Annotated in this window: 16 protein-coding genes and 1 pseudogene; 10 read left to right on the top strand and 7 right to left on the bottom strand. The window is 51.3% G+C overall.

The genetic code is table 11. The features are described 5' to 3' along the window. Positions 1-37: 37 nt before the first annotated feature. The gene (locus HVX64_RS09655; RefSeq protein ID WP_044258086.1) at positions 38-1,153 is read right to left on the bottom strand and encodes an AI-2E family transporter; all 1,116 of its coding nucleotides are present in this window, start codon (positions 1,151-1,153) and stop codon (positions 38-40) included. Positions 1,154-1,458: 305 nt separating this feature from the next. Next, entirely contained in the window at positions 1,459-2,241 is a 783-nt protein-coding gene (locus HVX64_RS09650) for a hypothetical protein (RefSeq protein ID WP_044258137.1), read from the bottom strand. Between the two features lie 395 nt (positions 2,242-2,636). On the opposite strand from HVX64_RS09650, the gene pitA reads away from it, so the two are divergent. Beyond that, positions 2,637-4,136: an inorganic phosphate transporter PitA gene (pitA, locus tag HVX64_RS09645; RefSeq protein ID WP_181825397.1), complete on the top strand. Its 1,500-nt coding sequence runs from the start codon at positions 2,637-2,639 to the stop codon at positions 4,134-4,136. 69 nt (positions 4,137-4,205) lie between these two features. Here pitA and HVX64_RS09640 read toward each other — a convergent pair whose 3' ends face one another. Next, complete coding sequence (locus tag HVX64_RS09640) at positions 4,206-4,940, bottom strand: dTMP kinase (protein ID WP_044258092.1); 735 nt, start codon at positions 4,938-4,940, stop codon at positions 4,206-4,208. Between the two features lie 171 nt (positions 4,941-5,111). Between HVX64_RS09640 and HVX64_RS09635 the strand changes: the two genes are divergently transcribed. The 8 genes and pseudogenes from HVX64_RS09635 to HVX64_RS09600 all read left to right on the top strand — a co-directional run bounded on the left by HVX64_RS09635 (position 5,112) and on the right by HVX64_RS09600 (position 12,611). Then, the gene (locus HVX64_RS09635; RefSeq protein WP_044258095.1) at positions 5,112-5,855 is read left to right on the top strand and encodes a hypothetical protein; all 744 of its coding nucleotides are present in this window, start codon (positions 5,112-5,114) and stop codon (positions 5,853-5,855) included. A gap of 11 nt (positions 5,856-5,866) precedes the next feature. Then, positions 5,867-6,658 (top strand): hypothetical protein, encoded by a 792-nt coding sequence (locus HVX64_RS09630; RefSeq protein ID WP_044258098.1) that lies wholly within the window; start codon positions 5,867-5,869, stop codon positions 6,656-6,658. Between the two features lie 110 nt (positions 6,659-6,768). Next, positions 6,769-8,106, top strand: coding sequence for a lipopolysaccharide biosynthesis protein (locus HVX64_RS09625; protein ID WP_044258100.1), 1,338 nt, complete (start codon positions 6,769-6,771; stop codon positions 8,104-8,106). Further along, complete coding sequence (locus HVX64_RS09620; RefSeq protein WP_044258101.1) at positions 8,103-8,927, top strand: hypothetical protein; 825 nt, start codon at positions 8,103-8,105, stop codon at positions 8,925-8,927. Before HVX64_RS09625 ends, HVX64_RS09620 begins: the two co-directional genes overlap by 4 nt. A gap of 52 nt (positions 8,928-8,979) precedes the next feature. Then, the gene (locus HVX64_RS09615; RefSeq protein WP_043001067.1) at positions 8,980-9,552 is read left to right on the top strand and encodes a YtfJ family protein; all 573 of its coding nucleotides are present in this window, start codon (positions 8,980-8,982) and stop codon (positions 9,550-9,552) included. Beyond that, positions 9,552-10,622 (top strand): LPS export ABC transporter permease LptF, encoded by a 1,071-nt coding sequence (lptF, locus tag HVX64_RS09610; RefSeq protein WP_054177318.1) that lies wholly within the window; start codon positions 9,552-9,554, stop codon positions 10,620-10,622. The genes HVX64_RS09615 and lptF overlap by 1 nt, the downstream gene beginning before the upstream one ends. Next, a pseudogene (gene lptG, locus HVX64_RS09605) lies at positions 10,619-11,602 on the top strand (LPS export ABC transporter permease LptG); the annotation flags it as partial. The gene lptF and the pseudogene lptG, both read left to right, overlap by 4 nt. 85 nt (positions 11,603-11,687) lie before the next feature. Then, the gene (locus HVX64_RS09600) at positions 11,688-12,611 is read left to right on the top strand and encodes an IS5-like element IS903B family transposase (RefSeq protein ID WP_346010953.1); all 924 of its coding nucleotides are present in this window, start codon (positions 11,688-11,690) and stop codon (positions 12,609-12,611) included. 230 nt (positions 12,612-12,841) lie between these two features. Here the strand turns inward: HVX64_RS09600 and HVX64_RS09595 are convergent, their stop codons facing one another. The 4 genes from HVX64_RS09595 to HVX64_RS09580 are packed head-to-tail and all read right to left on the bottom strand — an operon-like array spanning position 12,842 to position 16,935. Then, a complete protein-coding gene (locus tag HVX64_RS09595; protein WP_156595356.1) occupies positions 12,842-14,014 on the bottom strand; it encodes an aminotransferase class I/II-fold pyridoxal phosphate-dependent enzyme in 1,173 nt (390 codons plus the stop codon). Beyond that, entirely contained in the window at positions 14,001-14,261 is a 261-nt protein-coding gene (locus HVX64_RS09590; RefSeq protein WP_043001963.1) for an acyl carrier protein, read from the bottom strand. The genes HVX64_RS09595 and HVX64_RS09590 overlap by 14 nt, the downstream gene beginning before the upstream one ends. A gap of 29 nt (positions 14,262-14,290) precedes the next feature. Next, on the bottom strand, positions 14,291-15,205 hold the full coding sequence (locus HVX64_RS09585) for an NAD(P)-dependent oxidoreductase (RefSeq protein WP_044258107.1): 915 nt from the start codon (positions 15,203-15,205) through the stop codon (positions 14,291-14,293). After that, a complete protein-coding gene (locus HVX64_RS09580; protein ID WP_206268216.1) occupies positions 15,202-16,935 on the bottom strand; it encodes a fatty acyl-AMP ligase in 1,734 nt (577 codons plus the stop codon). Before HVX64_RS09580 ends, HVX64_RS09585 begins: the two co-directional genes overlap by 4 nt. Before the next feature lie 383 nt (positions 16,936-17,318). Between HVX64_RS09580 and HVX64_RS09575 the strand changes: the two genes are divergently transcribed. Then, positions 17,319-18,443 carry a hypothetical protein gene (locus HVX64_RS09575; protein WP_043001073.1) on the top strand — a complete coding sequence of 375 codons (1,125 nt, stop codon included), beginning with the start codon at positions 17,319-17,321 and terminating at the stop codon, positions 18,441-18,443. Positions 18,444-18,582: the final 139 nt, after the last annotated feature.

Genomic DNA, 18,582 nt, shown 5'->3' with positions numbered 1-18,582 from the left:
ATACCGGATGGGGCATCTGCCGCCATCCGGATTTGCATCACTCGGCTTTATTATCCTCAGCGATGCCATCCTCAATAAAATCTTTATCGAGTTCTTCGGCATTCCCCGCGTGATCGCGCCCGGAAAGAATGTTCCAGCAGGCGATAAACAGCGCGGCAACGAGTGGACCAATGACGAAACCATTGATACCATAAATCTCCATTCCGCCCACCGTGGTGATAAGAATCAGGTAATCAGGCATTTTGGTATCTTTGCCGACCAGAATGGGGCGCAGAATATTATCCACCAGCCCTACCACCACCACGAAGAAACCGACGATGAAAAAGCCCTGCCACAGTTGCTGCGTCGAAAAAAGATAAATGGCGGCTGGCACCCAGACGATCGCGGAACCCACTGCCGGGATCAGGGACAGAAACGCCATCAGCGCCCCCCACAGAATGCTGCCATCAATCCCCACAATGTAAAACGCAATTCCGCCCAACGTCCCCTGCACGATCGCCACCACAACCGTGCCTTTTACCGTCGCCCGGGAGACCGCCGCAAACTTTGCAAACAGATGTTGCTTAACGAAATTCGACAACGGTAGCGAGTCGAGGATCTGCCGAACCAGAAACGGGCCATCCTTGAGCAGGAAAAAGAGCAGGTAGAGCATGATGCCGAAACTGATCGCGAAACCAAAGGTGCCTTTGCCAATCAGGAAGGCGCTCCCGGCCAGATATTGCCCGCCCTTTAGCACCACATCCGACAGCTTCTGCTGGATTTTTGCGGCGTTATCAAGGGAGTGATCGGCAAGAAACGAACGCGCCCACTCCGGCATATGCGCAAACAAGCTCGCCACCACTTCCGGGAACTGAGCGTCGTTATGCTGCAGCTTGGTGTACACCACATTCAGTTCAACGGCGAGTGAGGAGAGGATCAGCATTAACGGGATGAATACGATCAGGCAGATGATACCCAGCGTCAGCAGAGACGCTACCCCGTTACGCTCCCCTAACGCCGAACGCAGCCTATTTTTTACCGGGTAGAAGATAACCGTCAGAATCGCAGCCCATAAAATGGCGGAAAAGTATGGCGACAGCACGTCGAAGAAAGCCCATGTCACCATGGCGAGAAGAAAGAGGAAAAACCCTTTATTCAGTCCGTTAAAACGCATTAGAGGATCCTGTAAACAAAGAAACTCTGTGGACTATAGGACTGATTGCGGATTTTACAAAGCCGACAAGACGAAAACCGCCAGCCAATACTTCACATTCAAAATGTGATAGTGCTTATTGTTTCACCAAAAGGGTTGGCATTTCGCTCAAGGGTTGCTGAATGCGGCACACACGAAGGGAGTGCCGCTGTCTCCCCGTCTTTCTTGAATACACCTGTTTCGCCTCTCTGGACGGACGCCAGGTCAGTTTAGGGAAGCGTCTGCAACCGTCTGCCAGCAGGATGACCTATGGCAGACGTCGCGCGTTACTGATAACGCGCCACCAGGTCCTTAACCATTGCGGCATACGTTTGTTGCTTAAGTTGCACAATCTGCTGTTCCGTCACCGTCTCTACGGATGCCTTCTGTCCAGGCTGCGGGGTTAGTATTTTGGTCTCATAATTAAACGGTGACCAGGTCGCCCAATCGCCACTCGCGACATCCACCAGCGTGAAACGCACCAGATAGCGTAGCGATGTGCTGTCAGGCTGTTTCCCTGCTTTAAAATCCGACCAGACCATGCTTTTGGTCGCGGCATCAAATCTACCGGACTGCAACGTCTCCTGATAAACGATAATCGCTTTCTGATGCCCTTTCGCCGCAATGTAGCGTAGCGCCTGCATCCAGTTGGTATTCTCAGCAACCGCCGCGTCCTGGTTCTCGTCTTTGCTTTTGTCTTTATTACAGATCGCTTTTTTTTGCCTGTCCGGAATGCCGGAAAACGTCGCAACCGTGTAATAGCGGCTCATTTCCTGCTGCATGACCGTCTCTGGCGCCCGATTGCCAGACTGTACCAGAATGACGGGTGAGTTCAGCGGTACGCGAAAATTGTCTTCTGCCAGTGCCGCCTGAATATCGTCTTCAGAGATCGCCAGCGTGGTTTCATTACCAAAAATATCTTTGTCCGTCAGCCAGGAGGGTGACGTCGTATTTCGGCCAGAACTCTCCACCTGCGATGTGGTTTTCTTCGCATCAATGGGGGAATGCGTGACACAACCCAACAAAATAGAGAGGGTTACACATGACAATATTACTGACCTGAAATCCATTTTACCCGGTTCCTTATCTAATCCGATATATTCCTGCATAGCAAAAATAATTATATACCTGAAGGAGCTCACCACAAAACAGGATTTACCCTTTTTCAATCATTCATAAAATAAATATTTATAAATCTTTTATAGATTCCGTTTTTATATTGTTGAGAATATATGCAGATTCGCCTAATGACTCAATCGACACTCACTCCATTATTAAAACCAGAAAAGCATGCCTCTCCTTTCTAAATTATCGCCTACCCCGTTGAATTAGATAAAAATAATCATCCAAAAAATAATGCGATACGGATGTCATATCAAAAAAAGGTGATATTTCACTTTGCCCGAATCACGAAAGTCACTGATAATGCGCCCGTTCGTCTCTTCAAAATGGCGGTATATCCCCTATGCTACATTTATTTTCTGGTCTGGATTTATATACCGGCTTGATGCTTTTACTTGCGCTGGTCTTTGTCCTGTTCTACGAAGCTATAAACGGATTTCACGACACCGCCAATGCGGTCGCGACCGTCATTTATACCCGTGCCATGCAACCCCATCTGGCAGTAATGATGGCGGCGGTTTTCAACTTCTTTGGCGTCCTGCTGGGCGGACTCAGCGTTGCCTATGCCATTGTGCATATGCTACCCACGGATTTACTGCTCAATATGGGGTCGTCACGTGGCCTCGCGATGATTTTTTCCCTGTTACTGGCGGCGATTATCTGGAACCTTGGAACCTGGTATTTCGGGTTACCGGCCTCCAGTTCTCATACCCTAATAGGCGCAATTATTGGGATTGGGCTCACCAACGCACTGATGAACGGGACGTCGGTAGTCGATGCGTTAAACATCCCGGCAGTGGTCAATATCTTTGCGTCGTTGATTGCGTCTCCCGTCGTCGGAATGGTGATCGCAGGCGGCCTGATCTTTCTGCTACGCCGCTACTGGAGCGGCACTAAAAAACGCGATCTCATCCACCGTCTTCCTGAAGAACGGAAAAAGAAAGGCGGTAAAAAGAAACCCCCATTCTGGACGCGTATTTCGCTCATCTCCTCAGCGGCGGGCGTGGCCTTCTCTCACGGCGCGAACGATGGTCAGAAAGGGATCGGCCTGGTGATGCTGGTACTGGTGGGGATTGCGCCTGCCGGTTTCGTGGTGAACATGAGCGCTTCAGGCTACGAAATCACCCGCACGCGTGATGCTGTCAGCAATCTTGAAATCTACTTTCAGCAGCACCCTGACGTGATAAAACAGGTAGTGGATAAGGCTCAACCGCTTACTGTATCGACAGCGAATTCCTCCTCAACCACCGAATTTCATTGCCATCCGGCGAATACGATGGATGCCCTGGGTCGCGTGAAAACACTGTTACCAGCAAACCTGGAGAGTTACGACACATTAAGCGTGCCGCAACGCGGTCAGTTACGACGCATCATGCTGTGTATCTCCGATACGGCAGATAAAGTGGCAAAACTAGCGGATATCAGTCGTAGCGACGTGCATCTGTTGAAAAAACTGAAAACCGACATGCTGAGCACCATTGAATATGCGCCGATCTGGATAATCATGGCGGTCGCGCTGGCGTTGGGCATGGGAACAATGATCGGTTGGCGGCGCGTGGCCACCACAATTGGCGAGAAGATTGGCAAAAAAGGGATGACCTATGCCCAGGGAATGTCCGCACAGATCACGGCGGCGATCTCCATTGGTCTTGCCAGCTATATCGGGATGCCGGTTTCTACTACGCATGTGCTCTCTTCCGCCGTCGCAGGAACGATGATCGTCGACGGCGGCGGATTACAGCGGAAAACCGTCACCAGCATCGCGATGGCCTGGGTATTCACGTTACCAGCGGCGATTTTGCTGTCCGGGTTTCTGTATTGGGCTTCTCTGCTACTTATCTAAGTCAACTGCCGGCTTAGCGAAACGGAATATACCTGAGAATGCCCAGTTCGCCAGACTGGGCATCAATACTTACTGAGGATGAAAGCTAACGGCGGGCTGATTACCGTCAGTGTGATGATAGCCACGAGCAGCCATAAACGCGGTTATCGCTTTTTCCGCATCCGCCAGCACTTCATCCAGCGGCTGATTAGCATCGATATCAACCAGAGGCGCGCCGCCAAAGGTCAGTTGCGGTGTTATCGCGATTTTTCTTGCCAGCGCTTCTCTACGGTGATCGGGTTTACGTACACAAGCAACGTCGAGATCAACATTCAGTTTTATCACTAAATCCGGCTTATGGCTGGCCATCCAGTGAAACGCCGAGCGTTCTTGTTCGGCCATCCAACGCACGAAGCGACTCCCCTCTGTATTGACGGGAAATACAGTACCATCATAAGCGCCGGGGATTTGTATCTGAGGGTAGCGATCGGCTAACACAATGAGGCCCTGCCGACGACACGTCAGCATATGGCGAAACCGCAATAACCGACGCGCAACGAAAAACATAATCACTAATGCAGGTACCACTCCAGGTAATTTTTTTGCAGTTTTAACTTTATTACGTTCGATAACGTTACCTAATGAATTACCCATTAACGGTAATTTAACCACGGCGCGCCCTACATTTCCTGCCTGTTTACCCAGATGAACTTTTTCAGTCGGGCCATATTTCTGCAAACAGATAACAAGATGTTCGCAGACCGTTGTTTTCCCCGAACCATCGCTGCCAATAACGGCTATTAGCGGAGGTTTAATTGATTGCATAAATACACCCTTAAACAAAAATACCCACCATGAATAATTTATTATCCGACTCTCCTTCCGGATATAATTGTTAATACTAAAACGACAATTACCCATTGTCACAACTTTATTGAACAGATATTCTTGGCACACAACCGCCGCCCTCAATTAATTATTTAAACTGGATCTTTCGTGAGTCAATATACTATTCCCACTATACCTCCCCCTTTCGCACGGGTGATTGCTATAGTCGGTTGCGATGGTTCAGGTAAATCAACCCTGGCAGCCAGCCTGACGTCGCATCTCGCCCTACAGTTGCCAACAAAACAGCTTTATCTCGGGCAGTCCTCTGGTCGTATTGGTGAATGGATTGAACATTTGCCTGTTGTCGGGGCGTTGTTGGGGCGTTATCTGCGAAAAAAAGCGGCACACGTACACCAGAGTCCTTCTGCGCCACCAGGAAACATCACGGCGCTGGTGATCTTCCTGCTCTCTTGCTGGAGAGCGTACAAATTCCGCAGCATGCTAATTCAGAGTCGGCAAGGCACGCTGTTCATCGTCGATCGTTATCCCCAGGCGGAAGTGCCCGGTTTTCGCTTCGACGGGCCACAACTGGCCAAAACGGCTGGCGGTAATCGGTGGGTACGACTCCTGAAAGCCCGTGAACTCCAGTTGTACCAGTGGATGGCCTCCTGGCGGCCTCTGCTGTTGATCCGGCTGGATATCGATGAAGAAACCGCCTTCTCACGTAAGCCTGATCATCCCCTTGCCGTGCTCCACGAGAAGATCGCGGTCACGCCGCATCTGACGTTCAACGGAGCACCAATCCTCGAACTGAACGGTCGGGAGTCGGCGGATAAAATTCTTACTGAGTCATTACGCTCAATTCAGACCTCTCTTCGCGATCACAGGATCGGATTTGCGAGTCCTTTTTAAGACGGAACGACATGGACACAGAGAACTTAAGCCCCCAGAACGGGCCATTACCGGAATATATTCCGGGACTGATTGCCGTGGTGGGCTGTGATGGCACCGGTAAATCCACGCTGACGGCGGATTTGGTAAAAAACCTGCAGCAAAAGTGGGTAACTGAACGCCGCTATCTGGGACTTGTTTCCGGAGAAGATGGCGACAAAATCAAACGTCTGCCGCTTATCGGGACATGGCTTGAACGACGACTGGCGACCAAGTCGTCAAAAACGCAGAGCATGAGTACCCGGGCTCCCGCACTTTGGGCGGCGTTAATTATGTACGGGTTCTCGCTACGCCGGATGGCTAACTTACGCAAGGTCCGGCGACTGGCGCAAAGCGGCGTGCTGGTGATTAGCGATCGATACCCTCAGGCCGAAATTTCCGGTTTTCATTATGACGGACCGGGGATTGGCGTCGAACGCGCAACGGGCTGGGTGAAAACCCGCATGGCCAGGCGCGAATCCCGCCTGTATCAGGAAATGGCGTTATATCGTCCTGAACTCATCATTCGTCTTGATATCGATATTGGTACCGCATTTTCCCGTAAGCCCGACCACGACTACAACGAGTTGCGCGACAAAATCGACGTCATGATGAAGCTCACCTACAACGGCTCGAGAATTCTCGATCTGGATTCCAGAGCGCCCTACCGCGAGGTGCTGGAAAAAGCGCTGGCAGCCGCCTCCGTTACAGCCCGGGATTCTCAGCGCAGGCGCGTTTTATCACAACATGCCAGCGTCCTGCCCGAAATCGGGGAGCACCCATAGCAAAAGAATCTCTGGACTCAGGCACGTACGCGTCACTGGCCTGAGATTTTATGCTGGGCGGGTTTGCTCCTGCTGAGTGATCATTAACAGGTCTGGCGGGTTTTTATCCCATGAAAAAGTGGTTTGCTGATGGCGCGTTTCGCACCATCATTCGTAACAGCGCCTATTTAGGCTCCAGCAATGTGGTGAGCGCCCTGCTGGGGTTACTGGCGCTTTCCTGCGCCGGTAAAGGGATGACGCCTGCGATGTTCGGCGTGCTGGTCATTGTTCAGTCGTACACCAAAGCCATTAGCGATTTTGCCAAATTCCAGACCTGGCAACTGGTCGTTCAGTACGGCACACCCGCGCTGGAAAATAATAATCAGCAGCAGTTCCGCGATGTGATCTCTTTTTCCTTTAGCCTGGATATCGCCAGCGGTGCTGCGGCGATCCTTTGCGGGATGGGGTTACTGCCGTTTCTTTCGCATTCATTAGGCCTCGATGCCGACAGCTTTTGGCTGGCAATGCTGTACTGCACGCTGATCCCTTCAATGGCCTCATCAACCCCAACGGGGATTTTGCGGGCGGTAAACCGTTTTGATTTGATTGCCGTACAGCAGGCCACCAAACCTTTCCTGCGCGCGCTGGGCAGCGTTATCGCGTATTTCGGCGATTTTGGGTTTGCCGGTTTTGTGATCACCTGGTACGCCTCCAGCCTGGTCGGCGGCACAATGTACTGGTGGTTTGCCGCGCGCGAACTGCGTAGCCGGAATATTCACGGTGCGCTACGCCCACGACTGTTTGAGTCGGCGCGCCGCCTTGAAGGCGCTTGGAATTTTGTCTGGGCAACCAACTTTGCCCACACGATCTGGTCTGCTCGCAACTCCTGCAGCACGGTATTGGTGGGTGTCGTTCTCGGCCCTGCCGCCGCCGGGCTGTTTAAAATTGCGATGACTTTCTTTGATGCGACAGGAACGCCAGCGCAGCTGCTTGCAAAGAGCTTTTATCCCGAAGTGATGCGCTTAGATCCGCGCAGCAAAAAGCCGTGGCAACTGGGAATGAAATCCGCGTTGCTGGCCGGCGGGATTGGAATCGTCGTAGCACTTGCGGTGGTGATTGTTGGTAAGCCGCTTATTTCGCTGGTTTTTGGCGTCAAATACCTCCAGGCGTATGACCTCATCCAGATTATGCTTGGTGCAATTATCGTCTCAATGTTGGGGTTTCCTCAGGAATCGCTGCTGCTTATGTCCGGCAAACAGCGGGCTTTTCTGACCGCACAGACCCTGGCTTCTATCGCCTACATAGTCCTGCTACCAGGGCTGTCGCATCTCTTTGGCGTAATCGGCGCGGCATTTGCTTATTTCGCCGGACAATGCCTGGATGTGCTGCTTTCCATGATCCCGACATTACACGCCTATCGCCATCGTCAGCGCTTGCCATTTACCGCAGACAAAGAGACTCACTCATGACACACGAAAAATTCTCGCCAGACGTTCTTCAACGCCTCTTTGCGGCGGTGGAAGAAGACGACATCGTTGATCGCCATGCCACGCTACCGGAACATATTCATACCTACTGCACCGAGGACAATATCCGTCGCTGTTATGATTTGTGCCTGCAGTTTTGGGAGGAGGGTTTTACCCGAACGGACTTACTGCATTTGGTACTGAAACAATTACGCGGCGGCGAGCTGTCAGATAACGAACGGATGCAGTACAAATACATTCGCGCGCGTTATAAGCATTTACGTTTCGCACTGCGTCTCTATCGCAAGACCCACCAGGCAGGCCGTTTATTTAGCAAAACCACCGTTTTTCTCGGCCACTTCCAGGACGGGTTTCGTAACGGAAATAAAACGATTATTGCCACCTATGGAAAGCGCTTGCGTCTTTTCCTGAGCCTTCCCGTCTGGTGGGTTGTCCAGTATTCCTTGCACCACAGTCAGCCAGAAACGGCCAACGGATTTACCACCTATTGTCAGGCGCAAATGCGCACGCTACGGGACCTGCTGGCCCAACCGCAACTGACAGGACGTGAATTCCACACTATGCGAAAAATCATCAGTCAGCAGGTTTCTTATTTCGATACGTTACGCTCTCTCGAACCTGACAATCACGATGCTCGCGCCATCTCCCGCTTTCTGGCTGCTATTAACGGTCTGATGGGAGACCGGCATGATGAGATGGTGGCCGATGCAATGGAAATGCGAACACCGTACGACGAGCCCTGCGCACTGAATGGCGATATTCGTGGCCGTATAGAGCAATGGCTCGCCCGTTATCCTCTGTAGATTGCCCGACACTGGGTTCTCCATCCCGACTCAGCGAAATAAAGGATTTGCGATGCTGATACGTCGATTATTGATGATTTCACTTCTGCTCTCGCCATGGCTGGCGTCAGCACATAACTTTGTCGGTGGCCAGCCGGTTAAGCCCATTGTCATTACGGATCGCGGCGAATTACTGCTGGATAATCGCGATACGTTTAGCTACCGAACCTGGAATAGCGGTGAACTGGCAGGAAAGGTGCGCATTGTTCAGTATATTGCCGGGCGAAAATCGGCAAAAAAGAAAAACGCAATGTTGATAAAAGCCGTTAAGGCCGCCCATTTCCCTCTGGACCGCTTTCAACCGACCACCATCGTGAATACCGATGATGTGATCTTTGGTTCTGGTTTCTTTGTCCTTGGCAAGATAGAAAAAAACAAACGTCGCTACCCGTGGGCACAATTTATCATCGACAGCAGCGGACTGGGGCGCAAAACCTGGCAACTCAATGAGATGAGTTCAACCATTCTGGTGCTGGATAAAGAGGGCCGCGTCTCGTGGGCTAAGGATGGTGATCTGACGCCGAAAGAGGTGCATCAGGTCATCGCGATGGTACAAAAGATGGTTAACGAATCGCCAGGCCTGTGATGAAATTAATTGAACACTACATCATGACCGGCATTTGTCGACTGGTGGTGACACTTGTGGGCTTTCTGATTTTTATTTTCGCCTGCTATTGCGCACAGCGCTACCTGACCGAAGCGGCCAACGGGACATTAGCCCTCGGCGTTGTGCTGAATGTTGTCTTCTATAAAGTTTTGATTGCGCTGGAGATGTTGCTTCCGGTCGGTCTGTATGTTTCCGTCGGCGTCACCCTTGGCCAGATGTATACCGATTCGGAAATGACGGCGATAGCCGCCGCTGGTGCCACGCCTTCACGTCTTTATCGCGCCGTGATGTTCCTCGCCATTCCATTGAGTATTCTGGTGTTGCTCCTGTCTCTGTACGGCAGACCCTGGGCTTACGCGCAAATTTATCAGTTAGAACAACAGTCGCAGTCAGAGCTGGATGTCCGTCACCTGCAGGCAAGAAAGTTTAACGTCAACAACAATGGACGGATGATCCTCGCCCGTCAGATTGACCCCGACGCAGCTCATTTGAATGATGCGCTGATTTACACCGCCTCTGCCAGTAAAACCAGTATCTTCAGGGCCAACAGCGTGGACGTTGTTGATCCCTCCTCCACGACGCCCTCAGTGATGTTGCACTCCGGTACCGGCTATGTCCTGGATCATCAGGGCAGTGATGATAACGAGCAAATTTTCCGCAATCTCAAACTGAATATGAAACCGTTCGACCAGAATGACGAGGTCAAACGCAAGGCGAAATCCATACAGACGCTCGCTCGTTCCTCTGCACCGGCGGATACCGCTGAACTGCAATGGCGGGAAAGTCGCGGAGTCTGCGCGTTGTTCATGGGGCTGCTGGCAGTCCCGTTAAGCCGCGTCAGGCCGCGCCAGGGACGGTTTTCCACACTGCTCCCGCTCACGCTCTTATTCGTCATCATTTTTTATGGCGGTAATATATGCCGTACGCTGGTCGCCAACGGTGCGTTGCCCGTCACGCCGGGACTGTGGCTGGTCCCCCTGCTCATGCTGTCAGGTCTGGTGATTCTGTTGATTCGCGACGGCACGCTGCGATGGAAAACGTATAAATGAAAATCTTCAGTCGCTATATCATACGCAATCTCTTTTTAGGATTTGCGGCGGCTGCAGGGTTACTGCTTCCCCTGTTTACCACCTTTAATCTGATCGGCGAACTCGATGATGTGAGTCCAGACGGATACCGCTGGACGCAGGCGGTGATGGTCGTGTTGATGACATTGCCGAGGACCCTTATCGATCTTGGTCCGTTTATCGCTTTGCTCGGTGGTATTATCGGATTGGGACAGTTGTCGAAAAGCGGGGAATTAACCGCCATACGCACCACGGGATGCTCAATTTTCAAAATCGCCATAGTGACGCTAAGCGCGGGACTGATGCTAATCGTTGCCCTCGGCGTCATTGACGAATGGATTGCCTCACCGATGCAACAACAGGCGTTGCAGATTAAAACGCGCTACAGCAATCACGATACGGCAGGAAACATTCTGTGGGCCCGGCGCGGCAATGTGTTTGTGACGGTAAAATCGCTGGATGCGCATCGCCAACCAGAAGGCATTGAGCTCTTTTACTACCGGGCGGACCACTCTCTGCAACGGTATATCTATGCGCGGACCGCCACCATTTCAGATAACGGCGTCTGGCGGCTTGAGGGCGTCAATCAAAAAGCGTGGGCCAACGGTAAGGAGACAACCGAGACGAAAGAGAACGTCGTGTGGTCATCTTTGTTCGGGGACATGAGTCTTGAGGAACTCACCCTGCCCAGCAGCAGTTTTTCAGTTAAACAACTCAGTCATTATATTTCCTACCTGAAGAGTACAGGTCAACCCAGTCTCGAATTTACGCTGGCGTTGTGGCTAAAGCTGGGACATCCGCTTTTAATCCTGGCGATGATTTTACTGGCGATCCCTTTCACCTTTAGCACCCCCCGCGCTCCCGGACTCGGGAGTCGACTGGCCGTCGGTGTGATCGTTGGTCTACTTACTTACGTCTGTGACCAGATCATCGTCAACCTGGGACTGCTCTATTCCCTGAACGTGCAAATGGCTTTGTTGAATAAATCGAACTTTTGCTGAGTTGAAGGATCAGATCACGTATCTTCCCGACAACGCAGACCGTTCCGTGGCAAAGCAAAAGTTCAAAATCACCAACTGGCCCACCTACAATAAAGCCCTCATCAACCGTGGCTCCATAACTTTCTGGCTGGATGATGAAGCTATTCAGGCCTGGTATGAGTCAGCAACACCTTCTTCACGAGGCAGACCTCAGCGCTATTCTGACCTTGCCATCACGACTGTGCTGGTCATTAAACGCGTATTCAGGCTGACCCTGCGCGCTGCGCAGGGTTTTATTGATTCCATTTTTACACTGATGAATGTTCCGTTGCGCTGCCCGGATTACAGCTGTGTCAGTAGGCGGGCAAAGTCGGTTAATGTCAGTTTCAAAACGCCCACCCGGGGTGAAATCGCACACCTGGTAATTGATTCCACCGGGCTGAAGGTCTTCGGTGAAGGCGAGTGGAAAGTCAAAAAGCATGGCCAGGAACGCCGCCGTATCTGGCGTAAGCTGCATCTCGCCGTTGACAGTAAAACACATGAAATCATCTGCGCTGACCTGTCGCTGAACAATGTGACGGACTCAGAAGCCTTCCCGGGTCTTATCCGGCAGACTCACAGAAAAATCAGGGCAGCATCGGCAGACGGCGCTTACGACACCCGGCTCTGTCACGATGAACTGCGGCGTAAGAAAATCAGCGCGCTTATCCCACCCCGAAAAGGTGCGGGTTACTGGCCCGGTGAATATGCAGACCGTAACCGTGCAGTGGCTAATCAGCGAATGACCGGGAGTAATGCGCGGTGGAAATGGACAACAGATTACAACCGTCGCTCGATAGCGGAAACGGCGATGTACCGGGTAAAACAGCTGTTCGGGGGTTCACTGACGCTGCGTGACTACGATGGTCAGGTTGCGGAGGCTATGGCCCTGGTACGAGCGCTGAACAAAATGACGAAAGCAGGTATGCCTGAAAGCGTGCGTATTACCTGAAAACACAACCCGCTACGGGGGAGACTTACCCGAAATCTGATTTATTCAACAAAGCCCGTGCAAATGACAACGCTGGCACCGCCAATATTGCTCCTGGCGGTGGCATTAATACTGGTTTATCGATTCGATCGCCAACCCTGATATCGCAACATTCATCAGACGGCGTGATGGACAGGAGTAAGACATCGCAGCAGATATTCTCAGGAACAATATCTGCTGCGCAGAGCAGATTATTTTTTCAGCTGTGCAAATGCCTGAATAATCGCGTCAATCTGCTCGTAGGTATGCGCGGCATTAACACTGCAACGCAGCAACGTAATCCCGGCGGGGGCAGCCGGTGGCAAAATGAGATTCACATAAACGCCAGCGGCGATCAGTTCTCGCCAGATACGCAGTCCCTCTTCTTTTGCGCCAATAATCACCGGCACCACAGGGCTGATGTGCGAACTCAGCTCATAGCCCAGTTTCTCAAGCCCTTCATACAGTCGCGCTGCGTTATCCCACAGCTTTTGGCGCAGCTCCGGTTGTGTTGCGATCGTTTTCAACGCAGAGCGGACGGTTGCAATGCTCGATGGCGATGGGGATGCGGTAAAAATGTAGGGACGACTGGCGTAACGCAGGACATCCATGCTCTGATCGCCGACGGCAAAACCACCAATAGAAGCCAGGCTCTTACTGAAGGTTCCCACAATAATATCGACATCCTGCTCCACACCGGCGGCTTCCGCCAGTCCCCGTCCCTTCGCGCCCATCACGCCGAAGGAATGGGCTTCATCGACAATTAAAAAGCCACCCAACCGTTTTTTGATCTCGACAATATCGACCAGTGGCGCAATGTCGCCCAGCATGCTGTAAATGCCTTCGACAATGATGATCGCGTCTTTGGCGCGCTCACCAAGGCGCATCATGCGCCGCTCGAGATCTTTCGCGTCATTATGACGAAAGCGGATAATTTCAGCTCCACCTAACGCGCAGGCATCATAAATGCTGGCGTGGCTGTCAGCATCCAGCAATACCACGGCATTGTGACTGGCAAGCGTGCTGATTATCCCCAAATTCGCGGTATAGCCTGTGGAGAATACGATGGCTGATGGCCGCTCAAAAAACTCGGCAATCTCCTTTTCTAAGGCTAAATGTGGTCCATAGCTGCCATTCGCCATTCGTGAACCGGTCGTGCCTGTCCCCTGACTGGCTAAAGCGGCCTGCCCCTCGGCAATCGCCTGTGGATTAAAGGTGAGCCCCAGATAGTTATTCGTACCTGCCAGAATAATTTTTTGGTTGCCAATCCGTCCTTCCGTTGCGGAAAACACCTCATCGATACAGGTGCCAAATGGGTTAATTCCTGCCATGCTAAATTGTTCTCGCTCGCAGGCCAGGCGCGAAAATTTATCATAGAGACTCATTGATACTCTCCAGATAAGGGATTAACGCTTCCATTAATTGCGCCGGGGTTCTGACATCCAGCAAAATATTAATAGGGATGGAAATGTCGAATTTATCTTCCAGCAACATTAATAAATCCATAACTTTAATCGATTCCAGCCCAAGATCATTAACCAGATCGCTGTCAGGATGGATATCTACGCCGCTTTCGACCATACCCTGTAAACACTCAAGGGTGTAATCCATTACTTCTTCATGATTTAACATAGAAAATAACATACCTGTAATATAAATAATTAAAATAACCCCTGCCGTAACGCATATTCCAGGCTAACCCGGGGAAACCAATTTATTTTCTCGCACAGAGATTTATTATTTGCCGACCAGTCAGAGTGGATTAACTCACAAACTTTACTCCGGGTTAACATCGGTTCTTTTCCGGCAAACCGACTGATTAACGTACTCGCGTCGGCAAACAATGTGAGTAACGGTAACGGAATGGTTACGGTGTGAACCGGTCCGTTGCGCACTGCGGCCGCAATTTCCTGAATGCGTTGCCAGTTGTAGCCACCGGCAACACCATCGCAGAGTTCATACGGATAAACCGGCGTCTGGTCGGCCATGAGCCATTGACTGACAGCCTGCGCTAAATCGCTCACGTGCAAAAATGACAAACGGGCCTCGGCAGCGCCAAAACGCGGAAGGTAACCGCGCAGCATCGCGCGAAACAGCGGTGTTAACTCTTTGTCACCGGGTCCATACACTGCCGTAGGTCGAAAAATCCCCAGCGTAATTTCTGCGGCCATCGTCGTTAGCCGTTGTTCTGCGACATACTTGGAATTTGCATACCATGAGAGTTCCGGGTGACGTGCTGCAAGCGACGAGATAAACAGAAAGCGTCGACAGCTGCCGCTCTCTTTCGCGGCCTGCATCAGCCGTTGGCTGCCTTCAACATTGCAGCGGGTGAAGATCGCTTCTGTGTGTCCGCGAACCTGCCCGGCACAGTGGATGACATGTTCCGCCCCGGCGACCAGTTGCGCCAGTACCTCACTGTCTTCCAGCGCCCCCCTGATCCAGACAAGATTATCGCGCACGTCGTGGCGAATCGTTCGGGTTAACGCCCGAACGGCAAAACCGCGGGACAGCAGGTCATCAATAATATGCTTCCCGATAAAGCCGGTTCCACCTGTCACCGCAACCGTGATGCTCATTGCAAGTATCCCGGCATAGGGATCGGTGAGTTAAGCGACTCAGCAAAGAGATTCAGGTAGCGTTTTTTTGCTTCCGCACGCGCTGGTTTCCCGGATGATGTCCGTGGAATACTGTGCGGCGGCAAGAGTTCGATGCTGACAGAAACCCCAAACTCGCTTTGTACCCGTGCGGTCAGGCTATGGACGATCTGCGCCCGACGTTCTTCACAACTGACCCGGCATTGGATCTGTAAAATAATCCGTTCCTGAGACGTCACAAATGCTATCGCATCGCCGGAATGTATTTCCGGTTCCTGTTCCGCAATATACTCAATATCCTGTGGCCAGATATTCCGACCGCGAATAATGATCAGATCTTTTATACGTCCCGTCACGTACAGGTAGCCATCCAGAAGATAGCCCAGATCCCCGGTATCCAACCATCCCGTTGACTGGATATCCTTCTGCGAAACCGGATCCTGAAAATAACCACTCATCAGACTCGGACCGGAAATGCAGATATGGCCAACGTCTCTTTCAGGCAATGGGCTCCCAACTTCGTTACGAATTTCAATGCGGTGGCCGGGAAGCGCTTTACCGCAATTCACGAAGGTAGATATCGCCCGGGTACTTTTCGTCGGCGCAACCGCTTTACCCTGGCATTCGAGTACGTCGCGATCGACATCGTTCACCTGTGAGCCGGAGGCTTCATCAGAAAAGCTCACCGCCAGCGCATTTTCAGCCAAACCATAGCACGGCATGAATGCTTTGCTGTCAAATCCCGCGCGCTTGAAACATTCGCCAAACTGATTCAGTTGTCCGGCGGAAATGGGTTCTGCCCCCACTCCGGCTACGCGCCAGCAGGAGAGATCCAACCCGGCAAGTTCGTTGTCATTGATACGACGCAGGCATAAATCGTAACCGAAAGGCGGCGCAACGGAGACGGTGCAGCGGTTCTGACTGATTAATTTCAACCACTGCAGCGGGCGCATAGCAAAATCCTGGGTGCGCAGATAGTCAACGGATAGCTGAGTCGCCACAGGCGTAAGCAGAAAGCCCACCAGCCCCATATCATGATAAAAAGGCAGCCAGGATACGCAACGGTCACTGTCTCGCAATTTGATTCCATCATGGCTAATCACATGCAGATTCGCCATAACTTCACGGTGAGTAATAATGACGCCACGAGGAAAACGCGTGCTGCCTGAGGTGTACTGAAGGTAAGCAATATCGTCTGGCGACGGTAATGGCAACTCAATATCCTTTTCCGGCAGCGCATTAAATTGCGCATTGCTGAGAATGCGGATTGCCGCACCATGCTCGTTGACCACATTTATCAGCGACAACCATTGGTCACTGCTGATGATAGCCGCAGGCTGACAACTGGCGAGCAGGCCCTGCAATTTCGCGGAATAAGAATCGCGTTGTCCAACCCCCATAGGAATGGCCAGCGGTACCGCCACCAACCCCGCATACTGACACGCAAAAAAGGCTTCGACAAAACCGACGCTGGTTTCCGCAATCAGCGCGACGCGATCGCCCTTGTTGAGATTCAATGAAAGCAACCGTCTGGCTCCGGCTTTAGCCCGCATTTTTAGCTCTCGGTATTCCAGTACCGCTTCAGGCTGAATGCGTCGATCATAAAAATTCATTCCTGCATTTCCCAAAGCGGCATAGTCCAGAGCTTCCACCAGGGTTGAAAAGTCAGCATAACGCATAGGAAGAGAATGAGTTGAGATTCTATTGGACATATACACCATGAAAATGTTTGAATTTAAAATCGATGGATATACAAAACAAATAATCGGCGGGTGATAATATAAATTAAATAGTCATTAAACAGTATCTCTTTTTTGGCTAAAAGATCATCAGCAAAATAAATGTTTTTCTGCATTTCAATTTCAATAATTATGATATTACCCAGCTAAATATTTTATTTCATTCTCCGAAGGGAGAGTTATCATTAAACGCCCTGTCCGACTCCAGCCTTATGTTTTACCGTCCTGTTTTATCACCAACCGCATTAAGTGGTAAAAGAGAGAAAGAAACATTCAGTAATTTATTTCGTTTCGACTGACCAGTTGGCAGTCAGTGTAATTATGTTTATTTCTGCACTTTTTATTTAAGGCTGTTTATGATTCAGATACAAAAAGTCATGAATAAACATGACCTCAACACGTTTATCTCTTTCCCTTCTTCACTTTATTGCGCCGACGACAGCTGGATCGACCCCTTGCACCTTGAACGTGCAGAGCATCTGTCCGCGAAAAATCCGGGTTCTGAACATATTCGTTGGCAGGCATGGATCGCTAAAAAAGCAGGACGGGTCGTCGGACGCATCACGGCACAAATTGACACCCTGCATCGCAAACGGTATGGCAACGACACGGGTCATTTTGGCATGCTCGATGCCATCGACGACCCTGAGGTCTTTAGCGCACTGTTTGCCGCCGCCGAATCATGGCTGAAATCCGCCGGGGCGCAAAAAATCACCGGACCTTTTAGCCTGAACATTAACCAGGAAAGCGGCCTGCTGGTTGATGGCTTTGAGACGCCGCCCTGTGCGCTGATGCCACACGGGAAACCCTATTATGGCGCTCACGTGGAACAACTGGGATACACCAAAGGAATCGATCTGCTTGCCTATTGGATGCAGCGCACAGATTTATCTTTCTCACCGTCGCTGGTCCGACTGATGGATCAGGTGCGTCAAAAGGTCACCATTCGCAGCATCAACCGTAAGCGGTTTAGTGAAGAAATGCAGATTCTGCGTGAAATTTTCAACTCCGGATGGCAGCACAACTGGGGATTTGTCCCCTTCACGGAACACGAATTCGCCTCCATGGGCGAGCAGCTCAAATTCCTTGTTCCGGACGATATGATTCACATTGCTGAAATAGATTCGGTGCCTTGCGCCTTTATCGTTGGCCTGCCGAATATTAATGAGGCGATCGCCGATCTCAACGGTCGGCTGTTGCCTTTCGGCTGGGCCAAACTGCTCTGGCGACTAAAAGTGAGCGGCGTACGCACCGCGCGGGTGCCTCTGATGGGCGTTCGTCAGGAATATCAGTTCAGCCGCATTGGCCCGGTCATGGCTCTGCTGTTAATAGAGGCATTACGCGACCCGTTTGCCAGACACCATATTGACGCGCTGGAGATGTCCTGGATTCTGGAGTCTAATAGCGGGATGCGCACAATCCTGGAACGCATCGGCGGAGTTGCCTACAAGCGCTATCGCCTGTACGAAAAACAACTCTGACTGCGGTCTGAAGAAGCAAACGCGGGTATCAGTAAGTTCCCTCTCTAAAGCAGGTCTTAGCCCATAACGTATGTTTTTCTGCTAACAGGCGTCGCAGTAAATGTTCGGTTTTAATGGCCCACATCAGGTATGCCAAAGC

Source organism: Citrobacter sp. RHB20-C16, assembly GCF_013890155.1.
GTDB classification, from domain to species: Bacteria; Pseudomonadota; Gammaproteobacteria; order Enterobacterales; family Enterobacteriaceae; genus Citrobacter_A; species Citrobacter_A amalonaticus.
This window is presented reverse-complemented; position numbering and strand designations above follow the sequence as displayed.

Coding starts and splice junctions, on each gene's coding strand:
- HVX64_RS09630 (WP_044258098.1), top strand. CDS start 5,867: ATGGACACAGAGAACTTAAGCCCCCAGAACGGGCCATTACCGGAATAT.
- pitA (WP_181825397.1), top strand. CDS start 2,637: ATGCTACATTTATTTTCTGGTCTGGATTTATATACCGGCTTGATGCTT.
- HVX64_RS09655 (WP_044258086.1), bottom strand. CDS start 1,153: ATGCGTTTTAACGGACTGAATAAAGGGTTTTTCCTCTTTCTTCTCGCC.
- HVX64_RS09650 (WP_044258137.1), bottom strand. CDS start 2,241: ATGGATTTCAGGTCAGTAATATTGTCATGTGTAACCCTCTCTATTTTG.
- HVX64_RS09585 (WP_044258107.1), bottom strand. CDS start 15,205: ATGAGCATCACGGTTGCGGTGACAGGTGGAACCGGCTTTATCGGGAAG.
- lptF (WP_054177318.1), top strand. CDS start 9,552: ATGAAATTAATTGAACACTACATCATGACCGGCATTTGTCGACTGGTG.
- HVX64_RS09575 (WP_043001073.1), top strand. CDS start 17,319: ATGATTCAGATACAAAAAGTCATGAATAAACATGACCTCAACACGTTT.
- HVX64_RS09640 (WP_044258092.1), bottom strand. CDS start 4,940: ATGCAATCAATTAAACCTCCGCTAATAGCCGTTATTGGCAGCGATGGT.
- HVX64_RS09620 (WP_044258101.1), top strand. CDS start 8,103: ATGACACACGAAAAATTCTCGCCAGACGTTCTTCAACGCCTCTTTGCG.
- HVX64_RS09595 (WP_156595356.1), bottom strand. CDS start 14,014: ATGAGTCTCTATGATAAATTTTCGCGCCTGGCCTGCGAGCGAGAACAA.
- HVX64_RS09580 (WP_206268216.1), bottom strand. CDS start 16,935: ATGTCCAATAGAATCTCAACTCATTCTCTTCCTATGCGTTATGCTGAC.
- HVX64_RS09590 (WP_043001963.1), bottom strand. CDS start 14,261: ATGTTAAATCATGAAGAAGTAATGGATTACACCCTTGAGTGTTTACAG.
- HVX64_RS09615 (WP_043001067.1), top strand. CDS start 8,980: ATGCTGATACGTCGATTATTGATGATTTCACTTCTGCTCTCGCCATGG.
- HVX64_RS09625 (WP_044258100.1), top strand. CDS start 6,769: ATGAAAAAGTGGTTTGCTGATGGCGCGTTTCGCACCATCATTCGTAAC.